23 protein-coding genes are annotated in these 23,507 nt (G+C 72.7%); 11 read left to right on the top strand and 12 right to left on the bottom strand.

Features of this window, described 5'->3' with window-relative positions:
* Positions 1-11 precede the first annotated feature (11 nt).
* Positions 12-593, bottom strand: coding sequence for a prepilin peptidase (locus ACTWPV_RS08485; protein ID WP_443151282.1), 582 nt, complete (start codon positions 591-593; stop codon positions 12-14).
* Between the two features lie 226 nt (positions 594-819).
* Here ACTWPV_RS08485 and ACTWPV_RS08480 point away from each other — a divergent pair, with 226 nt between their 5' ends.
* On the top strand, positions 820-1,809 hold the full coding sequence (locus ACTWPV_RS08480) for a hypothetical protein (RefSeq protein ID WP_443151281.1): 990 nt from the start codon (positions 820-822) through the stop codon (positions 1,807-1,809).
* Between the two features lie 133 nt (positions 1,810-1,942).
* Here the strand turns inward: ACTWPV_RS08480 and ACTWPV_RS08475 are convergent, their stop codons facing one another.
* Together ACTWPV_RS08475 and ACTWPV_RS08470 are read right to left on the bottom strand one after the other, a co-directional pair.
* The gene (locus tag ACTWPV_RS08475; protein ID WP_443151280.1) at positions 1,943-2,485 is read right to left on the bottom strand and encodes an SseB family protein; all 543 of its coding nucleotides are present in this window, start codon (positions 2,483-2,485) and stop codon (positions 1,943-1,945) included.
* A 67-nt stretch (positions 2,486-2,552) separates the two neighbouring features.
* Positions 2,553-2,882, bottom strand: a complete 330-nt coding sequence (locus ACTWPV_RS08470) for a PadR family transcriptional regulator (protein ID WP_443151279.1) — start codon at positions 2,880-2,882, stop codon at positions 2,553-2,555.
* 81 nt (positions 2,883-2,963) lie between these two features.
* On the opposite strand from ACTWPV_RS08470, the gene ACTWPV_RS08465 reads away from it, so the two are divergent.
* Positions 2,964-3,554, top strand: coding sequence for a nucleotidyltransferase family protein (locus tag ACTWPV_RS08465; RefSeq protein ID WP_347644252.1), 591 nt, complete (start codon positions 2,964-2,966; stop codon positions 3,552-3,554).
* A gap of 263 nt (positions 3,555-3,817) precedes the next feature.
* On the opposite strand, the gene ACTWPV_RS08460 is transcribed toward ACTWPV_RS08465, so the two are convergent.
* Positions 3,818-4,909: a ring-opening amidohydrolase gene (locus tag ACTWPV_RS08460; protein ID WP_443151278.1), complete on the bottom strand. Its 1,092-nt coding sequence runs from the start codon at positions 4,907-4,909 to the stop codon at positions 3,818-3,820.
* Positions 4,910-5,062: 153 nt separating this feature from the next.
* Between ACTWPV_RS08460 and ACTWPV_RS08455 the strand changes: the two genes are divergently transcribed.
* Both ACTWPV_RS08455 and ACTWPV_RS08450 read left to right on the top strand, forming a co-directional pair.
* Positions 5,063-5,761, top strand: a complete 699-nt coding sequence (locus ACTWPV_RS08455; RefSeq protein ID WP_347644254.1) for an alpha/beta fold hydrolase — start codon at positions 5,063-5,065, stop codon at positions 5,759-5,761.
* Positions 5,762-5,863: 102 nt separating this feature from the next.
* On the top strand, positions 5,864-6,964 hold the full coding sequence (locus tag ACTWPV_RS08450; RefSeq protein ID WP_347644255.1) for an FUSC family protein: 1,101 nt from the start codon (positions 5,864-5,866) through the stop codon (positions 6,962-6,964).
* A gap of 78 nt (positions 6,965-7,042) precedes the next feature.
* On the opposite strand, the gene ACTWPV_RS08445 is transcribed toward ACTWPV_RS08450, so the two are convergent.
* A complete protein-coding gene (locus ACTWPV_RS08445) occupies positions 7,043-8,209 on the bottom strand; it encodes a pyridoxal phosphate-dependent aminotransferase (RefSeq protein ID WP_443151277.1) in 1,167 nt (388 codons plus the stop codon).
* Between the two features lie 25 nt (positions 8,210-8,234).
* Here ACTWPV_RS08445 and ACTWPV_RS08440 point away from each other — a divergent pair, with 25 nt between their 5' ends.
* Genes ACTWPV_RS08440 through ACTWPV_RS08420 form a run of 5 tightly spaced genes read left to right on the top strand, consistent with a single transcriptional unit; the run spans position 8,235 to position 12,620 of the window.
* On the top strand, positions 8,235-10,106 hold the full coding sequence (locus ACTWPV_RS08440) for an alpha/beta fold hydrolase (protein ID WP_443151276.1): 1,872 nt from the start codon (positions 8,235-8,237) through the stop codon (positions 10,104-10,106).
* The gene (locus ACTWPV_RS08435) at positions 10,103-11,020 is read left to right on the top strand and encodes a DUF418 domain-containing protein (RefSeq protein WP_347644259.1); all 918 of its coding nucleotides are present in this window, start codon (positions 10,103-10,105) and stop codon (positions 11,018-11,020) included. The genes ACTWPV_RS08440 and ACTWPV_RS08435 overlap by 4 nt, the downstream gene beginning before the upstream one ends.
* A complete protein-coding gene (locus ACTWPV_RS08430; protein WP_347644260.1) occupies positions 10,980-11,777 on the top strand; it encodes a carbon-nitrogen hydrolase family protein in 798 nt (265 codons plus the stop codon). Before ACTWPV_RS08435 ends, ACTWPV_RS08430 begins: the two co-directional genes overlap by 41 nt.
* Before the next feature lie 4 nt (positions 11,778-11,781).
* Positions 11,782-12,228, top strand: a complete 447-nt coding sequence (locus tag ACTWPV_RS08425) for a hypothetical protein (RefSeq protein ID WP_347644261.1) — start codon at positions 11,782-11,784, stop codon at positions 12,226-12,228.
* Entirely contained in the window at positions 12,225-12,620 is a 396-nt protein-coding gene (locus tag ACTWPV_RS08420) for a hypothetical protein (RefSeq protein ID WP_347644262.1), read from the top strand. The genes ACTWPV_RS08425 and ACTWPV_RS08420 overlap by 4 nt, the downstream gene beginning before the upstream one ends.
* A gap of 34 nt (positions 12,621-12,654) precedes the next feature.
* On the opposite strand, the gene ACTWPV_RS08415 is transcribed toward ACTWPV_RS08420, so the two are convergent.
* Together ACTWPV_RS08415 and ACTWPV_RS08410 are read right to left on the bottom strand one after the other, a co-directional pair.
* Positions 12,655-14,187 (bottom strand): carboxyl transferase domain-containing protein, encoded by a 1,533-nt coding sequence (locus ACTWPV_RS08415; protein WP_443151275.1) that lies wholly within the window; start codon positions 14,185-14,187, stop codon positions 12,655-12,657.
* Positions 14,188-14,261: 74 nt separating this feature from the next.
* Positions 14,262-15,458 (bottom strand): CaiB/BaiF CoA transferase family protein, encoded by a 1,197-nt coding sequence (locus ACTWPV_RS08410; RefSeq protein WP_443151274.1) that lies wholly within the window; start codon positions 15,456-15,458, stop codon positions 14,262-14,264.
* Positions 15,459-15,497: 39 nt separating this feature from the next.
* Here ACTWPV_RS08410 and ACTWPV_RS08405 point away from each other — a divergent pair, with 39 nt between their 5' ends.
* Complete coding sequence (locus tag ACTWPV_RS08405; RefSeq protein ID WP_443151273.1) at positions 15,498-16,028, top strand: uridine kinase family protein; 531 nt, start codon at positions 15,498-15,500, stop codon at positions 16,026-16,028.
* Positions 16,029-16,079: 51 nt separating this feature from the next.
* Here the strand turns inward: ACTWPV_RS08405 and ACTWPV_RS08400 are convergent, their stop codons facing one another.
* Complete coding sequence (locus ACTWPV_RS08400) at positions 16,080-16,766, bottom strand: histidine phosphatase family protein (protein ID WP_443151272.1); 687 nt, start codon at positions 16,764-16,766, stop codon at positions 16,080-16,082.
* Positions 16,767-16,830: 64 nt separating this feature from the next.
* Between ACTWPV_RS08400 and ACTWPV_RS08395 the strand changes: the two genes are divergently transcribed.
* The gene (locus tag ACTWPV_RS08395) at positions 16,831-18,789 is read left to right on the top strand and encodes a hypothetical protein (protein ID WP_443151271.1); all 1,959 of its coding nucleotides are present in this window, start codon (positions 16,831-16,833) and stop codon (positions 18,787-18,789) included.
* Here the strand turns inward: ACTWPV_RS08395 and ACTWPV_RS08390 are convergent.
* The 4 genes from ACTWPV_RS08390 to ACTWPV_RS08375 all read right to left on the bottom strand — a co-directional run bounded on the left by ACTWPV_RS08390 (position 18,774) and on the right by ACTWPV_RS08375 (position 23,472).
* Positions 18,774-20,774 (bottom strand): outer membrane protein assembly factor BamB family protein, encoded by a 2,001-nt coding sequence (locus ACTWPV_RS08390; protein ID WP_443151270.1) that lies wholly within the window; start codon positions 20,772-20,774, stop codon positions 18,774-18,776. The genes ACTWPV_RS08395 and ACTWPV_RS08390 overlap by 16 nt on opposite strands.
* A gap of 75 nt (positions 20,775-20,849) precedes the next feature.
* The gene (locus ACTWPV_RS08385) at positions 20,850-22,025 is read right to left on the bottom strand and encodes a DegT/DnrJ/EryC1/StrS family aminotransferase (protein ID WP_443151269.1); all 1,176 of its coding nucleotides are present in this window, start codon (positions 22,023-22,025) and stop codon (positions 20,850-20,852) included.
* Positions 22,022-22,804, bottom strand: a complete 783-nt coding sequence (locus tag ACTWPV_RS08380) for an amidohydrolase family protein (RefSeq protein WP_347644270.1) — start codon at positions 22,802-22,804, stop codon at positions 22,022-22,024. Before ACTWPV_RS08380 ends, ACTWPV_RS08385 begins: the two co-directional genes overlap by 4 nt.
* A complete protein-coding gene (locus tag ACTWPV_RS08375) occupies positions 22,801-23,472 on the bottom strand; it encodes an amidohydrolase family protein (RefSeq protein ID WP_347644271.1) in 672 nt (223 codons plus the stop codon). The genes ACTWPV_RS08380 and ACTWPV_RS08375 overlap by 4 nt, the downstream gene beginning before the upstream one ends.
* Positions 23,473-23,507: the final 35 nt, after the last annotated feature.

The raw sequence follows: 23,507 nt of genomic DNA, 5'->3' as shown, positions 1-23,507 counted from the left end.
ACCGGCGTTCATCAACCGAGACAGAGCACGCTGAACGCCCCTAGCAGCATGAACGGCCCGAAAGGGAACTCGGTGTGCCGGGTCCCACGCTTCGTCACCAGGAGGGCGACGGCGTACAGCGCGCCCAGCAACTGTCCGGCGAAGGCGGCGACGACCAGCGCCTGCCAGCCCAGCGCCGCGCTCGTCATGCCGATGAGCCCGGCCAGCTTCACGTCCCCCAGACCCATCGCGTACGGCCTGGCGAACCAGAGCAGCCCGTACACGACCGCCAGCGCCGCCCCGCCGGCCAGCGCCGCGGGCAGCTCCCCCGTCGGCACGAGCGCCAGCGCCATGACGGGGTACGCCGGGAGCGTGATCGCGTCGGGCAGCAGGCTCGTACGCCAGTCGACCACGGCCAGAGCCACCCCGATCACGGCGAAGCACGCGTACGGCAGCCCCACCCGCCACGCGACGAGCGCGGTGACGGCGGCGCACACCACCTCGATGGCCGGCGGCCACGGGGGGACGGGGGTGACACCGTCGTCATAGGCGTCGGCCAGCGCCCGGATGGCGCGTCCGCACAGGAGTCCGAGCAGCGCCATGAGTGCGACCACGCACAGACCCTAAACCGCCCGGCCCGCCCCCGCAGGCCGATCGCCCCCAAGCCCCCGCCACGGGGGCCGCGCCGTCTCGCCGCCCCAAGCCCTGGCGCCCAGCCGGGCCGTCGTTGCGCCCCCGCCGGGCGGGGGCGCCTGGCAGGGGCGTTCGAAGGCACGATCCGCCATCGGGGATGGAGCTTCGGCTATTGCGGTCGGCGAGCCGATCACGGACACTTCCCGCGTGGACAGGGATCGGTTCGTCAGAGTCGCGGTCGTCATCGCGACTTTCGTGCTCGCCCCTGTCCTGCTCGAAATGCTGGCCTGGTACATCGAGGGCGAGGAGTACAACGTCTCCCGCGCCATCACCGTCGTCTCCGTGGTGACAGGGCTGGCCCTGATCGCCCTGATCGCGGGCCGGCTGCGCGGGCGGCTGCCGGCCATGCTGGTCACGGCCATGACCGTGACGGCGGCCGGGGGAATCGTGCTGGGGTTCGCGGCCGGGTTCGGGCCGGTTCTGTGGAACGGGCACATGTCCGGCGAGCTGCTCGGCCTGTCGATGATCGGGATCGCCGCGTTCACCCTGCTGACCGGGACGTACCTGCTGGTCCTCTTCCGGCGCGGCCTGTACGTGCCGCACCTGGAGGCGACGGCGGGCCCGTCGCCGACCACGACCAAGCGCAAGGTGATCGGCGAGTCGGAGATCCTGATCCGCACGCAGCCGGACATCAGCGCGGCGATGGAGAAGGCGCTCGGGAGCTGCGTCTCCATGATCGACCAGGAGGATCTGCACTTCGTGGCGTTCTTCGGCCCCGGCGGCTGCGCCTTCTACACCGACGTGCTCGACGACGCCGACCTGCAGCACTTCTTCCACGAGTCGACACCCGAGGAACGCAGGATCTCCTATCTGAAGCTGGGCCGCCAGATCGACTGGATCGGGCAGCGGCTCGACACGCACCTCAGGCTGCTGGAGAGCGGCACGGTGATCAGGACCGTGCTGGACGTCGAGCGCGGCGCGCTGTTCCACTACTGGGTCGACCACGGCCGCTACGTCGTGGGTGTCACGCTCGACCAGCGCAAGGTCGGCGAGGCCGACGACAAGGTGGCGAAGCTCGTCGACATGATCCGCGAGCATTTCACGTTGCCGCCGATCAACCAGCGCAGCCGGCCGGAGCCGGGCGGGAACGTGCGCTCGATCAGGAGGGACCAGGCGTGGCCGGAGTCGGGCTCCTGATCGCCGTCGTGACCGCGCGACCGGTACGCCGTCCCGCATGACACAGTCCGGGTGACGTGCTCTGAGCCGCGTCCGCGTGCAGGACGATGCGTGAAGGAAGGGCGGCCGTCACCTCCGGCGAGGGCCGGGTGGGTCATCGGGTGGCCCTGCGCCCCCACGGGAAGCGGCGGCGCCTGCGGGCGGGCTCCACACGGGCGACGGTGACGCCGCTGAGCTCGCCCACGGTGCCGGACTCGACCGCCGCGAGCGCCGCCAGCACCTCCCCCTCGATCACGAACTGCACAGGACCCGCGACATCCACCACGACCGCCGCCGCCCGCTCCTGCACGGCGGCCTGGCAGACCTGGAGCGCGGTGGCCTGGATGGGCCGGGCGTCCGCACGCCATCTGGCCAGCGCGTCGGCACCGGTGAACGCCAGCACCGCGTGCCTGCCGTCCTGCCCGACGAGCTTGGGCAGGGCCATCTCGCTCTCCTTCTCCTGCCGGAGCCCGTGCGCGCCGACCTCACTTTCGGTCAGCAGGGCGACCACGGGCACGAGCAGCCTGGCGCCGCTCAGCGCGGCCAGCACCTCGGCGTCGCCGGCCGTGCCGGCCTCGAAGGCGGCCAGAGCGGCGGCGACGGCAGGAGCGACGCGGCCGTCGTCGTCAGGGTTCAGAGGCTGCGGGATGCTCGGCACAACCCCCGAGACTACCCGCGCCCGGACCCGGCCCGAAGCCTGGCCCGCAGCGCGCGCACCCCGGCGTTCACGACCCACCTCCGGCTGTGCCCGGCTGGGGCAGCCAGCCGGGCGCCGGCTGTCTGCGTGCGCGGTATGCCCTGGCGACGGCGTCGCGTGCCTGCTCGGCGCCGTCAGCGGTGATCCGGTAGTAGCGGCGGCGCGGGCGTGCCTGCGCCACGTGCGTCTCTGGATCCTCCCACCGGCTCTCCAGCCAGCCGATCTGTTCGAGCCTGGCCAGGATCGGATACACGGTGCCGCTCGGCAACCCCGCCAGCTCGCACAACTCGAGACCGTACCGGTTGCGTTCCGGGTCGATGAGGAGGACGCGGAGCAGAGCCTGGGTCGGCATGGTCATCCGCGGACCATTCTGCATATCTCGAACTCTACATAGTCACCAGATCCGGACCGCCGACATGCGGGTGACATCATGGTGGCGATGCGGATCGCGCGCCTTCCCCTCGACGAGCAACTCGCCGCCATGCCCCGCGTGCTGGGCACCAACCCGGTGCTGACCGCCGTGCTGCATCAGGCCAGGACACTCGACCTGCCCGGCTGGTGGGTCGCGGCGGGCGCGATCGTGCAGACCGTCTGGAACCACGTGACCGGGCGCGACCCGGGCTACGGCATCAAGGACTACGACCTGATCTATTACGACCCGTCCGACCTGTCGTGGGAGGCCGAGAACGAGGTGATCAGGATCGGGCGGCGGGTGTTCGGCGGCGTGCCGGTGGAGATTCGCAACGAGGCCAGGGTGCACATGTGGTACGAAGAACGCTTCGGCGTCCCGTGCCCGCCGTACGACAGCACCGAGGACGCGATCGACTCCTTCCCGGCCACGACGTGCGCGCTGGGCGCGCGGATCACGGCGGCGGGCGAGTGGCGGGTGTACGCGCCCTACGGCGTGTCCGACGCCTTCGGCCTGCGACTGCGTCCCAACCCCAGGCTGGCTCCCAAGCACGTGTACGAAGCCAAGGTGACCCGATGGACCAGGGACTGGCCCGAGCTCACCGCCCTCCCCTGGCCCTGACCACCGCCCACCCGCACCGGCCCGGCATCGGCCGCCCACGCCCCGTCGACCGCCGCACGATCGGTGCCCTGCCGCAACCCCGCGCGTACGGGTGCCCGTGTCACGTCGCGCGATCGGTCACGGGTTTCACCACGGTGAGGGTCAAGAGTGCGCTCCGTGACGGCGGTCCGCCGGTGAAGGGTCAGCGGGCGTTTCCCTGGAAGGCGATCAGCCACCCGCGGCGGGCGGCCGAACCCGGCGAAGCCGTAAGGACTCCTAGAAGATCACCCATGGTCGGCGATGGCGGCGACCGGGCCGCCGCCGGACGGGCCCTGGTGGACGGCGGCGACTGAGACGAACACGGCGGGGTCGCCCGTGACCGAGGCCGCCACCCCGCCCACCGTCGCCTTGATCTGCCGGTGCCAGTGCACGTCGGAGTCGTCCAGCATGATGTTGCGGCGTCCCCGCACCCGCCCTGACGGGTCGGCCTCGCACTTCATGAACACGTTCACCAGCCGCCCGCCGAGGTCGGACGGATGCGGGCGCTCCGGCAGCGCCAGCCCGGAGTCCCTAATGGCCTCCCAGATGCCGTCGGCGTCGAGGGCGTCCTTCATGACGCTGTGGCCGATGCGGTAGCGGCCGCCGATCCCGCGTACGTTCCCGACGAGGACGATCTGCGCCCGGTCCAGTTCCACGCCCGACGAGCACGAGGCCACCGACGAGTAGAGCGACAGGTCCTTGTGGATCTGGTCGGCGCGCGGCATGTCGATCTCGCCGAGGGCGACGGCGATGCCGAGGGCGGTGGTGGAGTTGGACAGGTCCATGGAGGGGCCGGTCTCCTCGATGGCGGTGTCCTGGCCGCGGCTCTTGGCGTCGGTGATGGTGGCGAGGGTGAGCAGCGGCGTCTTGGTCTGTACGTAGTGCACGTCGCGCGGGTCATCGATGCCGGCGATCTTCATGGCCTCGCGCACGCCCGCGGCGACCTTCTCGACCATGGCGGGCCTGCCGATGTCCTCGGGGAGGATCACCTCGCTCATGGCCACGCCCACCGACAGCCGCGGCTCCTCGGACGGGGTCGCGTCGGCCGTGGTGGCGAAGATGGTGGCGTGCGGGCTGAGCACGCCGTCGGTGCCGCCCGACCAGACCAGCGGCACGCTGTCCGGCGCCGGATGCCCGTGCTCGGCGAGCACCTCGCGGAAGGCGCGGTCGGCGAGGATGCGCGTGTAGTCGTTGACGCCGCCGTTGCCCTCGGTCTTGCCGACGACGGCCAGCACCCGGCTCGCCTCGATCACTCCGTCGGCGATGAGCCGTGACAACCCTGAGGCGTCGGTGACGCTCTCGATGGGCACCTTGCGCACTTCTATCGGGTCCGGCATGCGAAGCCCCTTCTTCCAGTACTTTCCCCTGTTCTGGCCCCCTGTCCTGGCGACGCTAGCCGAGCCGGTCAGCGGGGTTCATGGTCAATGTCTGCCCAGGAACGCCGCGGACGATGTCAACGTGCGCTGAGCGGCGGCGGTAGGGTCGCGCCTGTGATTCGCGACGCGCACGTCAACGGGATCAGGCTCGTCTACCGGGAGGAAGGCGATCCTTCCGCGCCCGCGCTCCTGCTGCTCCACGGGCGCACCGCCGACCACAACGACTGGAACGGCATCACCCAGCACTTCGCCGCCCGCCGTCACGTTCTGGCGCTCGATCTGCGCGGGCACGGGGCCAGCGACCGTCCGGGCGAATATCCGCTGCCCGCCATGGCCGAGGACGTCGCCGGGCTGCTCGACCACCTGGGCATCGAACGCGCCACGGTGGTGGGGCACTCGCTCGGCGGCGTGGTGGCCTGTCTTCTGGCCATGAGCCGTCCCGAGCGGGTCGAGCGGCTCGTGCTGGAGGATCCGCCGCAGCCCTACCCGCTGGAGAACCGCGCGCCGCTCGTGGAGGACGGGTCGACGGGGTTCGACTGGCGGATGATGCACGACACCGAGCGGCAACTCGTCGACCCCGACCCGGCCTGGCGGGAGGGGCTGGCGCGGATCACGGCGCCGACGCTGGTGCTGTCGGGCGGGGCGGCGAGCCCGCTGCGCGCGCAGGACGTCGCGGCGCTGATCCCCGGGGCCGAGCTGGTCACGATCGAGGCCGGCCACCTCGTCCACGTCAACGCGCGCCGCGCGTTCCTGCGGGTGGTGGACGACTTCCTGGACGGGTCGCCGGCGGCTGCCGGATCGCCGAACGCCTGAACGGGTCGGCGGCGCCCTCCCGATCGTCGAACCAGCTCCCGACTAAACACACCTGGCCGGGGCAAACGTGACATTGTGCCGGAGATCCGCCAAGGTGGAGTGGTGCGAACGAGGCTCAGCGATCATGTGAAGGAACGGCTGGGCACGTTCGGCCTGATGGCGCCGTCCATCGCACAGTGCGCGGTCGGCGCCGCGCTCGCCTGGCTCGCCGCCATCGAGCTGCTCGGCCACCCGCGGCCGATCTTCGCACCGATCTCCGTGCTCATCTGCGTCGGCGTGGGGCTTGGGCAGCGTCTGCGCCGGGTGATCGAACTGGTCGTCGGGGTCAGCCTCGGCGTCGGCGTGGGCGACCTGCTGGTGGCCTGGATCGGCTCGGGCGCCTGGCAGCTCGCGCTCGTGGTGGGGCTGGCGATGGCCGTGGCGGTGCTGCTCAACAGCGGAGCGCTCTTCGTCGCGCAGGCCGGCTCGTCGGCCGTGCTGGTGGCCACCCTGGTGCCTGGCGAGGACGTGGGCGGCCTGGACCGGATGGCCGACGCGCTCACCGGCGGCATCATCGGGATCGCGGCGGTCGCGCTGCTGCCCGCCAGCCCGTTCATGATCGCCGCGAAACACCTGTCCGGGGTGCTGGACGCGCTGTCGACGGTGCTGGAGCAGGCCGCTGCGGCGATCGAGAAGCGGGACGTGGAGCTGGCCGCCGAGGCGCTGGAGGAGGCCCGCAACACGCAGGGAGCGGTCGAGGAGTTCGAGGCGGCGCTGGAGACGAGCAAGGAGATCGCCATGATCTCGCCGGTGCACTGGCATCGGCGGGCCCGGCTGGCCCGCTACGAGACCGCGGCCATGCCGGTGGACCTCGCGCTGCGGAACGCACGCGTGCTGATCAGGCGCACGCTGGCCTCGCTCGGAGAGGTCAGCCCTCCCCCGGCCGCGCTGGCCGAGGCCATGCGGGAGGTGTCGGAGGCGGCGCTGCTGCTGCAGCTGGAGCTGGGGGCGGGCCGCGAGCCGACGCTGGCGCGGCAGGCCCTGCTCGCCGTCGCGGCCCGGGAACGGCCCCCGCAGCTGGGGTTCTCGGCGCACGTCATCATCGCGCAGCTGCGCTCGGTGGTGGTCGACCTGCTCCAGGCGACCGGGATGGAGAACGAGGAGGCGACGGCCGCGCTGACCCCGCTGGACGAGCCGAGCGGCGGCAACGCCCACCGCAGGTGACCGCCCGCCACGACGGGACGGTGCGGCTGCGCGGCAGGACGCTCTCCGTGCCGACGGGACCGCGCCCGCCGGCACGGGTCAGGCCGACAGGCGCTTGAGCCGGGTCACCGCCTCATCGATGACCTCGTCCTTCTTGCAGAAGGCGAACCGTACGAAGTGCCGCCCGCGTTCGGGATGGTCGTAGAAGACCTGGGTCGGGATCGCCACCACCCCGGCCAGGCCGGGCAGCCGGCGGGTCAGCTCCAGGCCGTCCTCGAAGCCCAGCGGCCGGATGTCGGTCTGCACGAAGTAGGTGCCGGCGGGCTTGAGCACGGAGAAGCCCGCGGCCGTCAGCCCCTCCATGAGCCGGTCGCGCTTGTCCTGGAGACCGGCCCGGAGCGCGGCCACCCACTCCAACTCGTGCCGCAGCGCGTACGCCACCGCCAGCTGCCACGGGGCGCTCGCCGTGAACGTGAGGAACTGCTTGACCGTCTGCACCGCCGTGACCAGGGCGGGCGGCGCGCACACCCAGCCGGTCTTCCAGCCGGTGACCGAGAACGTCTTGCCCGCCGACGAGATCATCACTGTGCGCTCCCGCATGCCGGGCAGCGTGGCGAGGGGGATGTGCTCGACCTCGTCGAAGGAGAGGTGCTCGTAGACCTCGTCCGTGACGGCGATCAGCCCGCGCTCCTGGCACAGCTCCGCGATGACGGTCAGCTCTTCCCTGGTGAACACCGTGCCGGTGGGGTTGTGCGGCGAATTGACCAGGATGGCCCTGGTGCGCGGCGTGACGGCGGCGCGCAGCTCGTCGGGGTCGAACGTGAAGCGGCCCGCCTCCGGCCGCATGGTCACGGCCACCAGCCGGGCCTGGGCCAGCGCGATCGAGGCGGCGTAGGAGTCGTAGTAGGGCTCGAACGCGATCACTTCGTCGCCCGGCTCGCACAGCGCCAGCACGCTCGCCGCGACCGCCTCGGTGGCGCCCACCGTGACGAGGATCTCGCCCGCCGGGTCGTAGGAGAGGTCGTAGTGGGCCGAGCGGTGCTCGGAGATCGCCTGCCGCAGGTCGAGCACGCCGGGTCCCGGCGGGTACTGGTTGGCGCCCGAGCCGATCGCCTCGACCGCGCGGTCGAGCATCGCGGCGGGCCCGTCGGTGTCGGGGAAGCCCTGGCCGAGGTTGATCGACCCGGTCTGCACGGCCAGCGCGCTCATCTCCGCGAAAATCGTCGTGCCGAAGGCGCGCATCCTGGAAACAAGTGGTTCGGTCACGTGCCCACACTATTAGTCTCGTGCCGTGATCTCTCGGGTCGTGCTCGCCCTCGCCCTCACGGCGCCCCCCGCCATGAACACCGCCGCTCCCGCCATGAGCCCCACCGTGAGCCCCACCGTGAGCCCCACCGGCAACCCCGGCGCGCATTCCGGCACGGCCGCGCGGCATCCGTGCCCGGTGGCCATGCCGCCGGGCACGACCTGCGGTTTCCTGGAGGTCCCCGAGCGGAGGGACACGAACGGGCGGACGGTCAAGGTGGCGTACGCCGTGCGCGTGGCGGGCTCCGGTGACCGCGAAGCGGATCCGGTGGTCTTCATGGGCGGCGGGCCGGGGCCGGCCTCGATGGACGCGATGTCCGTGCTGAGCGCGATGTTCCCCGATCGCGACGTGGTGACGGTCGAACAGCGCGGCGGCCGGCACTCCGAGCCGTCGCTGGGCTGCCCGGAGACCGCGCAGGCGCTGCTCGGGCAGCTGCGGCGGCCCGTTGCCGACAGGAGCGCCGACCTGCCCGCCGACGTGCCCGCCGACAAGGCTGCTGACAGGGCCGCCGACGTGGCCGCCGACCTGCCCGCCGACGTGGCCGCCGACATCGTCGCGGCGGCCGTACGGTGCCGCGACCGGCTCCGGGAGGAGGGCGTCGACCTGCGGGGGTACCGCACGCGGGAGATCGCGGCCGACGTGGTCGCCCTGCGCGAGAAGCTGGGGTACGACGCGTGGCACCTGTTCGGGGTCGGCTCTTCGACCAGGGTCATGCTCGGCGTGGCCGCGGCCGACCCGGGCGGCGTGCGGTCGGTGGTGCTGGACTCGTTCCTTCCTCCGGGCGCCCGCCGCTACGACGGCGCCGATCGCGACCTCGGCGGCGCGCTCGCCGCGCTGGGGGTCGGGGAGCGGTTCGCGGCCGTGCGGGCCAGGCTGAACGCCTCGCCGGCGCGGGTGCCCACGACGGATCCGGTGCTCGGCAGGGCGTTCACGGCCCACGTGACCGGTGACGACCTGGCCGCGATCATGTCAGGGGCGCTGCGCGAGGCGGACCTGGCCGCGGTGGCGCCCGCGCTGGTCGGCGGGCTCGCCGAGGGGCGTGACGAGCTGCTGCGGCCGCTGGTGGACGCCGCGGGCGAGCGGCTGGCGGCGCGCGTGTGGGGGCTGTATCACGCGGTGCAGTGCCAGGACGAGGTCCCGTTCAACACCTTCACCCCAGAATCACGACTTTTCACCATAAATGCAGACAAAGCGGTATGCGATGCTTGGCAGGTGCCCAGGTCAGAGCCCGTGAACGCCACCCCCTCGGCTCCCGTCTACGTCCTGGGCGGCCGGTACGACCCCGCCGCCCCCGCGGCGACCGCCAGGTCCGCCGCGCAGGCCCTGCCGGACGCCCGCTTCGAGGAGTTCGCCGGCGCCTCCCACGCCGTCTTCCTCACCAGCGCCTGCGCCCGAGGGAAGATCGCCGCGTTCGTCGCCGGCCCGGCCACGGCGCCGGCCGCTCCCTGCGTGGCCCCCACCGCCGCCACCCGGCCGGGCGACCTGCACGTCACCGCGGCCCCTTACCTGATCTCCCGCTCCCCCTGGCTGGCCGCGCCCTTCGCGGCGTTCGCACTCGCCTCGCTGGTCCAGCTCGTCTCCGGGGCGCTGCGAGGCCGGGCGCCCGCGGCCTTCGCCGGCCTGGCCGGCGTGGCCTTCACCGGGCTCATGGCCCAGTCCGCGCACACCCTGGCCGGCACGAACTGCTCCGCCCTGGCCGTCGGCGTCCCCGGCACCACCGGCCCGTACACGTCGATCGCGGTGGCGTCGGCCGTGCTGACGGCCGCGGCGCTGCTGCGCGACCGCAGGTGGCCCCAGATCGCCGCGACCGCCATCGGCGCCGGATTCCTCATATGGTGGTTCACCTGGTTCCTGTGACGCGCATCCGTGAGCTCGACGCTCTCCGTGGCTTCGCGGTGGGCGGGATCATGCTGGTCAACACCTGGCAGCACACCACGAAGCAGCAGACCGGCGTCGACTGGACCGTCGAGGCGCTGTTCCAGAGCCGGTTCTACCCCATCTTCTCGTTGTTGTTCGGCATCAGCTTCCTGCTGTTCCTGCGCGGCAACAGCCGGTGGGCGCTGCTGAGCAGGCTGTTCTGGCTGTTCTGCTTCGGGCTCGTGCAGCACACCTTCTACGAGGGCGAGGTGCTGACCGACTACGCCTTCTACGGCGCGGTGGTGCTGCTGCCCGCCTCGTTCCTGGCGCCCGGCCTGCCGGTGCTGGTGCTCGGGCTGGCGGTCGTCGGGTGGGGGGTGGCCGTCGGCGGCGGGCCGCTGCTGATCCCCGGCCTGTTCCTGGTCGGCATGGCGCTGTGGCAGTTGCGTCCGCCCAGGTGGCTGCTGCTGCCGTCGTTCGCGGTCGCCGTGGCGGCCACCGCGCTGCTGACGGCCGCGTGGTCGTCCACGAACGCCTGGAGCATCTACAGCGTGGCCGCGCTGGCGGGCGCGGCGGCGTACTCGCTGGGGCTGCTGCTCGCGCTGCGGCCGTGGTCGGGTGCTTTGCTGGAGCCGCTGGGCCGGATGGCGCTGACCAACTACGTCTCGGGCACCGCGATCGTCATGCTGGCGGGCCCGCTGGTCGACGCCGACAGGACCCGCTGGTCGGTGGTGGCTCTGACGGTGGTGACCGTGGCCGCGCAGGTGCTGCTGAGCAGGTGGTGGCTGGCGAGGTTCAGGTACGGCCCGCTCGAATGGATCTGGCGCTGCCTCACGTGGTTTCGGCGGGTCCCCAACCGGCTAGAGTCTGGCCGTGACCAGAATCGCCCTCTGCCAGATCCCGGTCTCTCCTGACCCGCCGGCCAACCTCGAGAGAGCGCGGCAGGCGCTCGCCCGAGCCGAGGGCGCCGACCTCGCGATCTTCCCCGAGGCCACGCTCACCCGCTACGGCAGGCGCATCACGAGCTTGGCCGAGCCCCTCGACGGGCCGTTCGTGTCCGGCCTGGCCGAGGCCGCCAAGGAGCACGGTCTCGCGGTGATCGCCGGCGTGTTCGAGCCGGGCGACCAGCGCGTGCACAACACGGCCGTGGCCATCGACGCCCAGGGCACGGTGCGGGCGGCGTACCGGAAGATCCATCTGTTCGACTCGTTCGGGGCGAAGGAGTCCGACCTGGTCGAACCGGGCGCCGAGCCGGTGGTCGTCGAGCTGGCCGGGGTGCGGGTCGGGCTGATCACCTGCTACGACGTCCGCTTCCCCGAGCTGGCCAGGGCGCTGGTCGACCAGGGCGCCGAGCTGTTCGCGGTGATCGCGGCCTGGGGCTCGGGGCCGCTCAAGGAGGACCACTGGGTGACCCTGGTGAGAGCTCGGGCGCTGGAGAACACCATGTGGACCGCGGCCATCGGCCAGGCGCCCAACCCGGCCGAGGCGTCCGACGGCTACGGTGTGGGCCGCAGCATGCTGGTCGACCCGCTGGGCGTGGTGCGCGCCGACCTCGGCACCGCACCGGGTGTGCAGGTCGTGGAGGTCGACCACGAGCAGACCGCGGCCGCCCGCGCCACCTTGCCGTGCCTGGAACATCGGATGCTCCGGGTTCAACAGATCGTAAAGTAGAAGCGTGAGCGGAACGCAGATGCAGAAGGTTGTCCCGCCGCGTCTGCTCGTGCCATATCTGTCGGGCAAGCGCACGGTCATCTCCGGCTACGTCTACCGGGTGCAGGATTGCGTCAGGTTGGCCACGCCGGAGGCGCTCTACCACGGGCTCGACCTGTCGTTCGATGGATCGGAGCTGTTCGCCGAAGTGCCCGAGATCTATGTCATGCGCTGGTTCGCCCGCGACATCGACACCTACGCGGTGCCGTACGGGCCGCACATGGGCGGCGACTGGAGCGACGCCCCGCCGTTCGCCGGCAACGGGTTCACGACCTCGTCGGAGCACGTGGTGCCGCAGTTCCACACCGTTCCGATGCCGATCCCGGCCGGGGCGGAGATCATCCGCGTCACCGCTGAGGGCGAGCGGACCTTCGCCCACTACGACGGGCTGACCTGGCGGCCCTCCGCATGAGCGACGAGATCGTGCCGATCGCCTCCGGGTTCGTGGCCCGTTTCGGCGAGCGCACCCTGCCCGCCGCCCTCGGCCCCGACAGCGACCAGGTGGTGTTGTTCAGCGAGACGGAGCTGGAGGGGTTCGAGCCGGCCTCCGGCTACTGGCGGCGGGTCGTGCCCAGGGCGCAGCTGGAGTGGCTGGTGCTGATCCGCACGGTGGGAGCGTTCGGCGGCGAGCCGTGCATCGTGCTCGACGAGGACGACGACGGCCTGCACATCGCCTACACCGGGCACAGCGGGATGAAGGCGGAGGCACTGGGCTACTGGATGGTCGACCACGGCGCCTACGAGGTCGTGGTGCCCCGCGAGGAGGTCTTCTCGATCCGCGTCGAGCGCGTCCCGGTGCCGTAAGCGGGAGCCCTGACCGGCCGGGGCCCCGGCGGGGTCACGCCTCCGGGCCACCCGGCGGCTTGACCGGTCCCCAGCCGGCGGGGTTGCCGAGGTTGCGGTAGCGGGCCTGGCGGGCGGCGAGCCGGTCGGCGGGGGCCGCCCGCAGCAGCAGCGCGATCTCGTGCTCAAGCGCCCGCCCCACCCGTTCGCAGAAGTTGCGCGGCTCGTACGCGGCGTCGGGCACCTCGGGGATGACCCGGTCGACGATGCCGTCGCGCCGCAGGTCGGTGGCGCGGATGTGCTGGGCCTGGGCGATCTCGGGGGCGAAGTCGACCGAGCGGTAGAGGATGGCGGAGGCCCCCTCTGGCGGCAGCGGCGACAGCCAGGCGTGCTGCGCGCAGAGCACCCGGTCGGCGGGCAGCAGCGCCAGCGCCGCCCCGCCCGCGCCCTCGCCGAGCAGCAGGCACACGGTGGGCGCGTCGAGCATGACCAGCTCGGCCAGGCAGCGGGCGATCTCGGCCGCCAGGCCGCCTTCCTCTGCCGACTTCGACAGGTCGGCGCCCGCGGTGTCGACGACGGTCACCAGGGGCAGGTCCAGCTCGGCCGCCAGCCGCATGCCGCGCCTGGCCGCGCGGAGCCCGGCCGGGCCCAGCGGCGAGTTGGCGCGCTGGAAGCGCCGGTCCTGGCCGAGCACCACCGCCGGCGCGGTGCCGAACTTGGCCAGCGCCAGCAGCAGCCCCGGTTCGTTCTCGCCCTCGCCGGTGCCGCTGAGCGGGGTCACGTCGGTGGCGGCCAGCTTGAGCAGCGTGCGCACGCCCGGCCGGTCGTCGCGGCGCGAGCGGGTGATCGCCTCCCACGCCTCCACGGGCCGCAGATCCTCCTCGGGGGGATCGCCGGCCACGACGGCGGACCTGTCGGCGGCGAGCACGGCGAGCGCCTTGATCGCGACATCGCGCGCTTCCCCGGCCGACACCACCGCGTCGAGCAGCCCCTTGCGGTGCAGGTTCTCCGACACCTGCACGCCCTCGGGAAAGGGGTAGCCGTGCAGCGACTCGAACACCCTCGGCCCCATGAACCCGATCAGCGCCTCCGGCTCGGCCGCCGCGACGTGCCCCAGCGACGCCCAGGACGCGAAGACCCCGCCGGTCGTCGGATGCCGCAGGTAGACCAGGTAGGGCAGGCCGGCGGCGCGGTGTGCCTGGATCGCGGCGGTGATCTTCACCATCTGCACGAACGCGAGCGCGCCCTCCTGCATCCGCGTGCCGCCCGAGGCCGGCGCGGACAGCAGCGGCAGCCCCTCGCGCGTGGCCCGCTCGACTGCGCTCACGAACCGCTCGGCCGCCGCCACCCCGATCGAGCCCGCCATGAACGAGAACTCGCAGGCCGCGATGGCGACCCTGCGCCCGTCGAGCCGCCCTTCGCCGGTGATCATCGCCTCGTCGTAGCCGGACTTGGCGCGGGCCGCGGCCAGCTCGTCGGCGTAGGAGGAGCCGGGCGGCGCCGGGTCGGCTGGCGGCGCGTCCCACGATGTCCACGAGTCCTTGTCGAGGACCGTGTCGATCAGTGTGCGCGCGTCCGGACGGCTCACTATCACTCCCTAGAAGTCGGACATCCTTGCAATGGTGACGCATGAGAGCGCCGTCCGGTGCCGCGGGTGGCGGATCATTGTTCGCGCGCCTCCAGCCAGGCGAGCACGGCGTCGTTGTCCTGGCCGAGCGCGGGCGGCGCGCTGTGCTCGGCCCCGGTGAGCCCGTCGAAGCGCAGCGGCGGCCCCGGCAGCTCGATCTTCCCGAGCACCGGGTGCTCCACCTCGACGACCAGGCCCTGCGAGCGGGTCTGCTCCCAGGCGTAGACCTCGTCGATCGACCTGATCGCGCCCGCGGGCACACCGGCCTCGGCCAGCCTGGCCAGCCAGTGGGCGCGGTCGTCGGCGGCCAGGGCTCGCTCCATGTCGGCGATCAACTCGTCGCGGTGGGCGAACCGCTCCCTGTTGGTGGCGTAGCGCGGATCGGCGGGGTCGATGCCGAGCAGGGCGGCGACCTTCCTCCACTGGCCGTCGTTGGCCGCGGCGATCTGCAACATGCCGTCGGCGCAGCGGAAGGCGCCGTAGGGGGCGATGGAGGCGTGGTGGTTGCCGCCGGCGCCGGGCACCTTGCCGCCGACCGTCCAGGCGGTGCCGTGGTAGGCGTGCACGCCGGTGACGGCGGCCAGCAGCGACGTGCGCACGACCCGGCCCTTGCCGGTGCGCTCGCGCTCGTAGAGTGCGCCGGCCACGCCGTAGGCGCCGTGGATGCCGGCCAGCAGGTCGGCGATCGACGCGCCGACGCGGTAGGGCTCGTCGGGTGAGGGGCCGGTCAGCGACATCAGGCCGGCCTCGCCCTGGGCGATCTGGTCGTAGCCGGGGCGGCCGCCTTCAGGGCCGTCGTGGCCGAACCCGGTGATGGACAGGATGACGAGGCGCGGGTTGAGCTGGTGGAGGCGCTCGACGGAGAAGCCGAGGCGGTCGAGCACGCCGGTGCGGAAGTTCTCCACGAGGACGTCGCTCTGGCGGACGAGGCGCTCGATGAGCTCCTTGCCCTCCGCGGACTTCATGTCGACGGTGATGGACTGCTTGTTGCGGTTGGCCGCCAGGAAGTAGGTCGAAACGTCGTGATCCGGCCCGGCGAACGGCGGTCCCCAGCCCCGGGACTCGTCACCGCCGTCCGGATGCTCGACCTTGATCACCCTGGCGCCCAGGTCACCCAGCATCTGCGCGGCGTGCGGCCCGGCCAGGGCCCTGGAAAGATCCAGTACGACGATGCCGCCGAGGGGTCCGAGCAAGATCAACCTCCTACGTGCGATCCAGGGGCGAAAGAACATTCTCTCAGGCGAGGGCCCCTTCTCCTCTACCCTGGTCCGATGAATCCGCCGGTCGCTGCCATCGGAAGGCTGCCCCCGTCGTGCGGCCCTGTACGCCTGGTGGCCGTCGACGGGCCCGCGGGGGCGGGCAAGACGACGTTCGCGCGGCGGCTCTCCGCGGATCTCGGGTGCCAGGTGATCCACAGCGACGACTTCCCCGTGCCGTGGGACAGGCCCGGCGGCTGGTTCCACGCGCTGGAGTCGCAGGTGATCGATCCGTTGCGGCACGGCCGTCCGGGACGTTTTCACAGGTATGACTGGGTGCGCGGCGAATACGCCGAACAGGTGACCGTGCCCGTCGCGCCGGCGCTCATCATCGAGGGGGTCGGCACGGCCAGGGCCTCGGTGGCGGAGCTGCTGGCGTACACCGTCTGGGTGGAGGCGCCCGAGGCGGTGCGCCTGGCACGCGTCCTGGAGCGGGACGGCCCCGAGCTGGAGCCGCGGTGGCGGACGTGGTTCGTGGCCGAGCGCGCGTGGTTCGCCGAGGACCGGACGCGGCAACGCGCCGACCTGATCGTCCGGACGGGGTGAGGCCACGGGCCGGGACGGGCGGGCCCGTCGCGGCGGGCGAGCCCCGGGAGGTCAGGGGCCGAGGTGGCCGACGTCGTTGAAGCGGACGAGCTCGAAGCGGCCGCCGCCGGTGCGCCAGACCGACACGGAGGCGTTGAGCACCGGCGCGAACTCCAGCACGGCCGCGAGCTCCGCGTCGGGTCCGCCGGCGATGACGTGGCGCAGCCCCAGCACCACGGAGTCGTGGGCGACGATCAGCACCGGCCGGCCGTCGGCCCGCCGCGGCAGGCCGGCGAGGAGGTCACGCAGCCGGGCCACGACGTCGGCCAGCGACTCGCCCCCAGGCGGGCGGTAGGCCCAGGCGCCCTCCGCCTCCCGCCGCTCCGGCTCGCCGGGGAACCGCTGCCTGACCGCGGCGGGGTTGTAGCGGGCGAACTCGCCCATCTCCTGGTCTCTGAGCCGTTCGTCCACGGTGACGGGGAGCGGGTGGATCCCCCAGGTCGCCCGCGCGATCCGCCACGTGTCGAGGGCGCGCACATAGGGCGAGCACCACACCAGCTCGGGCGCCTCGCCCGCGGGCAGTGCGGCCAGCAGCCGCCCGAGGGCGGCGGCCTGCGCCCTGCCCTGCTCCGTCAGCGTCACCTCGTCGTCGCCCCGCTCGTAGACCAGCGGCGTGTCGCCGGCCCGCCGGTAGGCGAGGTTGGCCTCGCTCTCCCCGTGCCGGACGGCGATGATCACTGAAGGGCCCACGCCCGCCATCTTGCCACGGAGCCATCGGCCAAATTACGGTCGAGACCGTTATTAGATCCCAGGGAGGCCGTACGTGCGTACCATCGTGGCACTGCTTCTTGTCGCCTTATCCCTCTCGTCTCCGGCCCAGGCCGATACCGCGGCAGCCCCTCCGACGGAGTGCGGCTTCCACACCCTCGACCCGCTTCCCCTGACCGGCGCCACCACCGCCGGCACCGCGCTCGACGCCGATCACCCCCAGGGCCCGCGCGTCTACTCCGTCACCTCCAGCGCCTCCGGCCCCGCGCTGCTCGGCATCAGGGACGCCCGCGACGGCCGCCTGATCGACGAGCGGCCGCTGCCGCTGGCGCTCGGCTCCTGGGCCGTCACCGTGGCCCCCGACCACTCGGTCTACGTCGGCAGCTACAACGCCACCGCCGGCGCGATGGGCCGGCTCTTCCGCTACGAGCCGGATTCCGACCGGGTGAGCGAGCTCGGCATCCCCGTCGCGACCGAGACGTTCGTCTGGACCGTCGCCGCCAGCCCCGACGGGTCCGCCGTCTACGGCGGCACCTCGCCCACGGGCAGGCTCTTCCGCCACGACACCGCGAACGGCACCACCACCGACCTGGGCAGCCCCGTCCCCGGCGAGCAGTTCGTCAGAGACCTCGCCGTCGGCCCCGACGGCACCGTGTACGCCGGCGTCGGCGCGGAGAGCATGAAGGTCGCGGTGGTCGGCTCCGGCGGGACGGTCGAGCGCGTCATCGAGCCGCCCGTCGAGGGCGCGGGCTACGCCTACGACGTGGCCGTGACCGGCCGCCACCTGCTGGTGCGCTTCGTCACCTCCGCCGGCGCCGCCCTCATGGGCGTGTACGACCTGCGCGAGAACGTGTGGAAGGACGTGGTGGAGGACGTCGGCAGCCTCACCGTCGGCGGCGGCCGGCTCGGCCACGACCTGTACCTGTTCCAGGGCGGCGAACTCGTCAGGTACGACCTCAAGACCGAGAAGATCACCAAACTCGGTTTCACCGACCACGGCGGGGGCGCCGCCCGCACGCTCGGCTGGCTCGGGCACACCCTCGTCGGCACCAGCTCCACCGGCCGCATCTGGCACTTCGACCGCAGGACCGGCCAGGGCAGGCTGCTCGACGGCACCCTGACCGGCCAGCCCGTCAGCATCCGCTCCCTCGGCGCGGGCCCCGACGGCCACGTCTACGCGGGCGGCTTCTTCACCGGCGGCCTGGCCGCCTACGACCCCGCCACCGGCGAGACGCGCAGCTGGCCCGACGTCGGCCAGAGCGAGGGCATCGTCTCCCACAAGGGCAAGCTCTACCTGGGCGTCTACCCGGGCGCCCGGATCTACGAGTTCGACGGGAGCGCGCCCAGGCTCCTGCTCGACCTCGGCGCCCAGGAGCAGGACCGCCCCTTCGCGATGATCTCCGCGGGCGACTGGCTGGCGTTCGGCACCGTGCCCAAGTCGGGCACGCTCGGCGGCGCGCTCGGCCTGCTCGACCCCGCCACCGGCCGTACGGTGATCAAGAGGAACATCATCCCCGGTCACAGCGTCATCGGCCTGGCCTACCGGGACGGCGTCGTCTACGGCGCCACCTCGGGCTTCGGCGGCACCAGCGCTCCTCAGGGCGAGGGGGTGGCGTTCGCGTACGACATCGCCACCGACTCGCTCAAGTGGCGACGCGTCCCGGTGCCCGGTGACCTGGCTCTCGGCTCGATCACCTTCGACGACGCCGGCCGGTTGTGGGGGCTGACGCCGGACGCGCTGTTCGAGCTGGACCCGGCCACCGGGCGGACCGTCAGGACCGTCAAGCACCAGACCTACCCGTGGGACACCGTCACGCAGGTCTGGCTCGACACCAACCTCGTGTTCCACAAGGGCTTCCTCTGGGGCAAGGTGCAGGGGAAGGCGTACCGGATCGATCCGGGGACGATGGCTTTCACGCTCATCGCCCGCCCGATCTCGAACCTCCTCCTCGGCCCTGACGGGCACCTCTACCTGTCGCGCTTCGAGAACTTCTCCACCTACCGCGTCTGCTGACCCGTGAGCCGGAACAGGCGCGGGCCCTCGGCGAAGTAGACGTCGCCCGACCCGTGCACCGCGAGCTGGTGCACGGGTCCCTGCTTCAGCTGGGTGTGCCGGCCGGTGCGCGGGTCGAGCGAGAAGACGTACTGGCCGGCGTGGGCGCCGTACAGCGTGCGGTCACGCCGGTTGAAGGAGAGCTGCCCGCTCGCGCTCTCGCTGCCCGACAGCGTGACCCGCTGGACCACCTTGCGGGCGGCCGTGTTGACGGCGAACACCTCGCCGCCGGCGATCCCCCACAGCCTGCCTCGATCGTCGAACGCCAGCGCGGGGACGGCCGGCTTGCCCGGCGCGGGGACGATCTCCCACAGCAGCCGGTCGTCCTTCACCGACCAGGCGAAGAGCTTGGCCTCCGGCTGGGTCGGCGGCGTGGCCGACTGGCCGCTGTAGATGGAGGTGCCGCCGTAGAGCACGCCGTCGCGGTAGGCGAGGGAGACGATGCTCTGATCCTTGATCACGTCGCGCTGGGAGTGCTTGAGCTTGCCGGTCTCCGGGTCCCAGACGGCCAGCACGCCGCCCAGGTGGCCGAGGTCGGGCATGGTGCCCGCGGCGAGGTAGCGGCCGGCCGACGCCAGCGCCCGCGGCCTGATCTGCTTGTCCGCGGACAGGTCGAACAGGCGTGCCGGGTTGTCCGCCGGGCCGGGCACGGGGCTCGGCGAGTACTCGGGGCTGTTCCACGGCAGCTTCGGATCGTAGGCGTAGACCCTGGCGTCAGGGTAGGCGCCGACGTAGAGCTTCCCGTCGTGCGTGGCCATGTCCTCGCTCTGCGAGAACGTGTGGAACTCGGCGCGCTCGCCCGTCTTCGGGTCCAGGGCGGCGAAACCGCCGTTGAGGAAACCGCCGGCGTACATGCGGCCGTCGGGGCCTTCCGAGAGCGCGGTCACGTCGATCGGTTCGCCCTTGACCTGCGTCTCCACGAACGACGTCGCGCCGGTCTGCGGGTTGTAGCGGAACATCAGCCCGCGCCAGAGCAGGCCCACGACGCTCTTGCCCGGGTAGTCCGGCAGGCCCAGCTCGGCCCAGCCGATGCCCCGGGTGTTGGCGACGCGGCCCGTGAACGGCATGCCCGTGCCGGTCGTCTCCTTCGTCTTCGGGTCGTAGCGGACGAGTTCGGCGTCCTTGACGAGGTAGACCGCGCCGTCGGCGTCGGGCGGCGAGACGTCCAGGCCGTGGGCGGGGTCGAGGGTGTCGGTCCAGCGGCCGGCGGCGATGTCCCACACGTGCAGCGGGCCGGGGAAGGCGCTGCCGAAGCGGACGTAGAGGTGGCCGGCGGCGACGTCCACGTCGTAGGCCCACTTGCCCGCCGGGTCGAGGCCGTCGGGAAGGGGGAGTTGCCTGGACGTGCCGGAAGCGGCGTCGATCTCGAAGAGCGCGGCCGGGTCCTCGGTGCCGGCGTAGATCTTCCCGCCGGCGTAGGAGACGCTGCGGACGTAGTCGTGTTCGGGCGAGAGCCTGCCGTAGTCGCGTACGCCGGTCTCGGGGTCGTAGGCGAACAGGCGGCCACCGGGGTAGGTGCCGCCGTAGACGGTGGCGCCCTCGCCGGCCGCCACGGCCCAGATGAAGTTCTCCGAGGGCAGGGGCCGGCCGAGGTCCTGCACACCGCCCTGGTCCGTCCAGCGGTAGAGCCGCCCGTCACCGTACGTGCCGGCGTAGACGCTGCCGTCGGCCGTGGCGGTCACGGCCCATGCGCCTTCGGCGCCCGGCAGGTCGTACCTGGCCACCTCGGCCCCGGTGGCCGGGTCGACGGCGTTGAGGTGGGCGGGGCTGCCGGAGGAGGCGCCCCAGAGCACGGTCTCGCCGCCCGGGCCCGGCGCCGCGACGCCGCCGAGCAGCAGCACGTCCTCCAAGGGCACGCCCAGGTCCTCCACCCGGCGCTCCGCCGCGCCCGCGGGGGCGGCCGCGGCCAGTGGCACGAGGACGGCCGCCAGCGCGGCGGTCAGCATTCGTCTAATTAAGGTCATGACCGAAACCTAGAGAGACGCTGTTATGTCGTCAATACCTGGATTACGGATAAGGAACTAATTCACGGTGGCGCTTTCGTGGCCCAGCACCTTCGCGAGGGCCTCGGCGATGTCGGCCGCGGCGGCCGGCGCCTCCATGAGCATCGACTGGCGCACCCACACCACGGTGTCCGACGCCTCGGCGGCGGCGGGGCACGGCTCGGCGCGGGCGCCCTCGCCGGTGAGCGCGGACATGGTGCCGAGCGGCGGGTAGCCGGCGTCCAGCGGCACGCCTTCGGCCGCCATGGCCCCCAGCAGGAACGCGCGGTCCACGCCGGAGTCGAGGCGCACCATGAGGAGGTGGCGCGAGTCGCGGGTGGTGCCCTCCGTCGCGGGCACCACGTCGGCCCCGGGGACGCCGGCCAGCTCGCGCCCGAGAGCGGCGCAGAAGGCGTTCCTGCGGTCGATCTCCTCGTCGAGCCGGTCCAGCCAGGGCAGCAGCAGCGCCGCCTGGAGTTCGGTCAGGCGCAGGTTCCAGCCGACGGACGGGTGACCGTACCACTGCCCGCCCAGCGCGCGCCCGAGATTGCAGACCGACCAGACGCGCTCGTGCACGGCCTCGTCGCGGCAGACGATCAGGCCGCCCTCACCCGCGGTCATCGCCTTGCTCGCCTGGAAGCTGTAGACGCCGGCGTCACCCAGGCCGCCGACCGGACGGTCCTTGTACGTGGCGCCGTGCGCCTGGGCGGCGTCCTCGACGACCGCGAGGCCGTGGCGGGCGGCCAGGTCGTTCAGCGCGTCCATGTCGGCGGGGCTGCCCGCGAGGTGGACGGGCATGATCGCGGCCGTCCTGCCGGTCAGCGCGTCGCGCACCGCGGCCGGGGACAGGTGCAGGTCCACGGGGTCGACGTCGGCGATCACGGGGGTGGCTCCGGCCAGCAGCACCGCGGTGGCCGAGGCCACGAACGTGTACGCCGGCACGATCACCTCGTCCCCCCTGCCGACGCCCAGGCCGCGCAGCGCCGCGAACAGGCCCAGCGTGGCGTTGGCGACGGCGACGCCGTGCCGGACGCCGGAGCGGCGGGCGAACGCGGCGGTCAGGTCCGCGACGACGGAGCCGCCCTGCGTGGCGCCCCAGAGGCCGCTCTCCAGCACCTTCGTGACCAGCTCGCGCTGGGCGGGGTCGGCGGGCGGCGGCCAGGCCGGCCAGGGGGCCGTCCGGACGGGGGCGCCTCCGTGGATGGCGAGCGTCACGCTGGATGTCCCTTCTCAGGCGAACCGGGTGACCCGGGCGAGCCGGGCAGGTCAGGCAGGGGGAGGCCGAGGAGGCGGGCCAGGTTGCCGCCCTGGACGAGAGCGCGGTCGGCGTCGGCGAGCGGGGCCAGCGCGACGCGGCCGTAGCCCGTACGCAGGTCGAGGAAGCACGCGTCCGAGCCGAACAGCACCCGCTCCGGCCCTGCGAGCGCCGCCAGCCTGGCGATCCAGCGACCGGTCATCTTCGAGCCGCACGTCTCCAGGAACACGTTGGGACGGTCGGCCACGAGCCGGGCCGCGCGGCCGAACCCGTACGGCCAGAGCCCCGTGTGCCCCATGAGCAGCGGCACGTGCGGATGGCGTGCGGCGACGGTGGCGAACTGGGCGGGGTCGCTCCATGGCGAGTCGGTCTGGCCGTGCGCGAGAACCGGCAGGCCGCGGCGCCAGACCGGCTCGTACAGGGGGTCGTCGAGGCGGCACTGGTGCACGTCGGGGTGGAGCTTGACGCCCCACACGCCCCGCGCTCCCTCGCCGGGGAGCGGCGTGCGGTGGTGCGGGTTGTAGACCTGCCAGACCCCGAACCTGCCGGGGAAGCGCTCGGCGATCTCCAGGGCGGCGGCGTTGCCGCGCACCGCGTCGGGACCGACGGCGAGCAGGTGGCTGATGCCCATCGCGGTCACGCCGATCCGGTCCATCGCGGCCACGAGGTGCTCGGCGGCGGGATGCGGGATGAGGAAGTCCGGCCAGGTCCCCACGTGGCCGTGGGCGTCGAGGATCACAGCAGCGCCTCCAGCGACCCCGACGCGATCCGTTCGACGTCCTCGGGGGGCAGGTCGAGGTGGTCGAGCAGGAAGCGCGGCCCGCAGTCGTCGGCGACGGGCGCTCCGGTGCCGAACACCAGCCGCTCCGCCCCGAACCGCGCGGCCAGCCATTCGACGCCGCCCTGGGTGTTGACGGTGCCGATCTCGGCCCACACGTTCGGCGCCTCGTCCATCAGCTCGCCCAGCGCGCGCAGCCTGCGGTAGCCGGGGTTGAGCACGAGGAGGCGCTGGCCGGGCAGGCGCTCGGCGAGGTGGCGGAGCTGGGCGGGCGAGGTCTCGTCGAGGTCGATCGCGGCGGTCAGCCCGAGGGCGGGCAGGCAGCGCAGCGTGGCCGGGCCCGTGAGATCGAACCGGTGGCGTTCCGGGCAGAGCCTGACCATCCGCACGCCGGGGGGCGGCTCCTCCGTCTCCCCTGGCACCACGACGGGCACGGGGACGAGCCGGGGATCGCCGAGCGCGAGCAGGGCCTCGTTGCCCGCTCCCGGGTCGGAGTAGAGGCTGAGCGTGTGGGTGACGAGGGCCCGGTCGATGCCCAGCCTGTCCATCTCGCCCCGGGGATCCGACGGCAGGTCGTCGAACGGCACGGGACCGACGAGCCGGTGCGCATCGATCACATATTTCGGCACAGACCGAAACTATCCGGGCGATGGAGCGGCGGTCA

The organism is Nonomuraea sp. KM88, from assembly GCF_052245635.1.
In the GTDB taxonomy this organism is placed as follows: Bacteria; Actinomycetota; Actinomycetes; order Streptosporangiales; family Streptosporangiaceae; genus Nonomuraea.
The sequence above is the reverse complement of the archived record's forward strand: the minus strand, read 5'-3'. Positions and strand labels throughout refer to the sequence as shown.

What these genes read in the sequence shown, in the direction of transcription:
- ACTWPV_RS08410 (WP_443151274.1), bottom strand. Translation starts at nt 15,458, where the DNA reads ATGTTCTTTCGCCCCTGGATCGCACGTAGGAGGTTGATCTTGCTCGGA.
- ACTWPV_RS08400 (WP_443151272.1), bottom strand. Translation starts at nt 16,766, where the DNA reads ATGGCGGGCGTGGGCCCTTCAGTGATCATCGCCGTCCGGCACGGGGAG.
- ACTWPV_RS08460 (WP_443151278.1), bottom strand. Translation starts at nt 4,909, where the DNA reads ATGCCGGACCCGATAGAAGTGCGCAAGGTGCCCATCGAGAGCGTCACC.
- ACTWPV_RS08390 (WP_443151270.1), bottom strand. Translation starts at nt 20,774, where the DNA reads ATGCTGACCGCCGCGCTGGCGGCCGTCCTCGTGCCACTGGCCGCGGCC.
- ACTWPV_RS08405 (WP_443151273.1), top strand. Translation starts at nt 15,498, where the DNA reads ATGAATCCGCCGGTCGCTGCCATCGGAAGGCTGCCCCCGTCGTGCGGC.
- ACTWPV_RS08465 (WP_347644252.1), top strand. Translation starts at nt 2,964, where the DNA reads ATGCGGATCGCGCGCCTTCCCCTCGACGAGCAACTCGCCGCCATGCCC.
- ACTWPV_RS08420 (WP_347644262.1), top strand. Translation starts at nt 12,225, where the DNA reads ATGAGCGACGAGATCGTGCCGATCGCCTCCGGGTTCGTGGCCCGTTTC.
- ACTWPV_RS08470 (WP_443151279.1), bottom strand. Translation starts at nt 2,882, where the DNA reads ATGACCATGCCGACCCAGGCTCTGCTCCGCGTCCTCCTCATCGACCCG.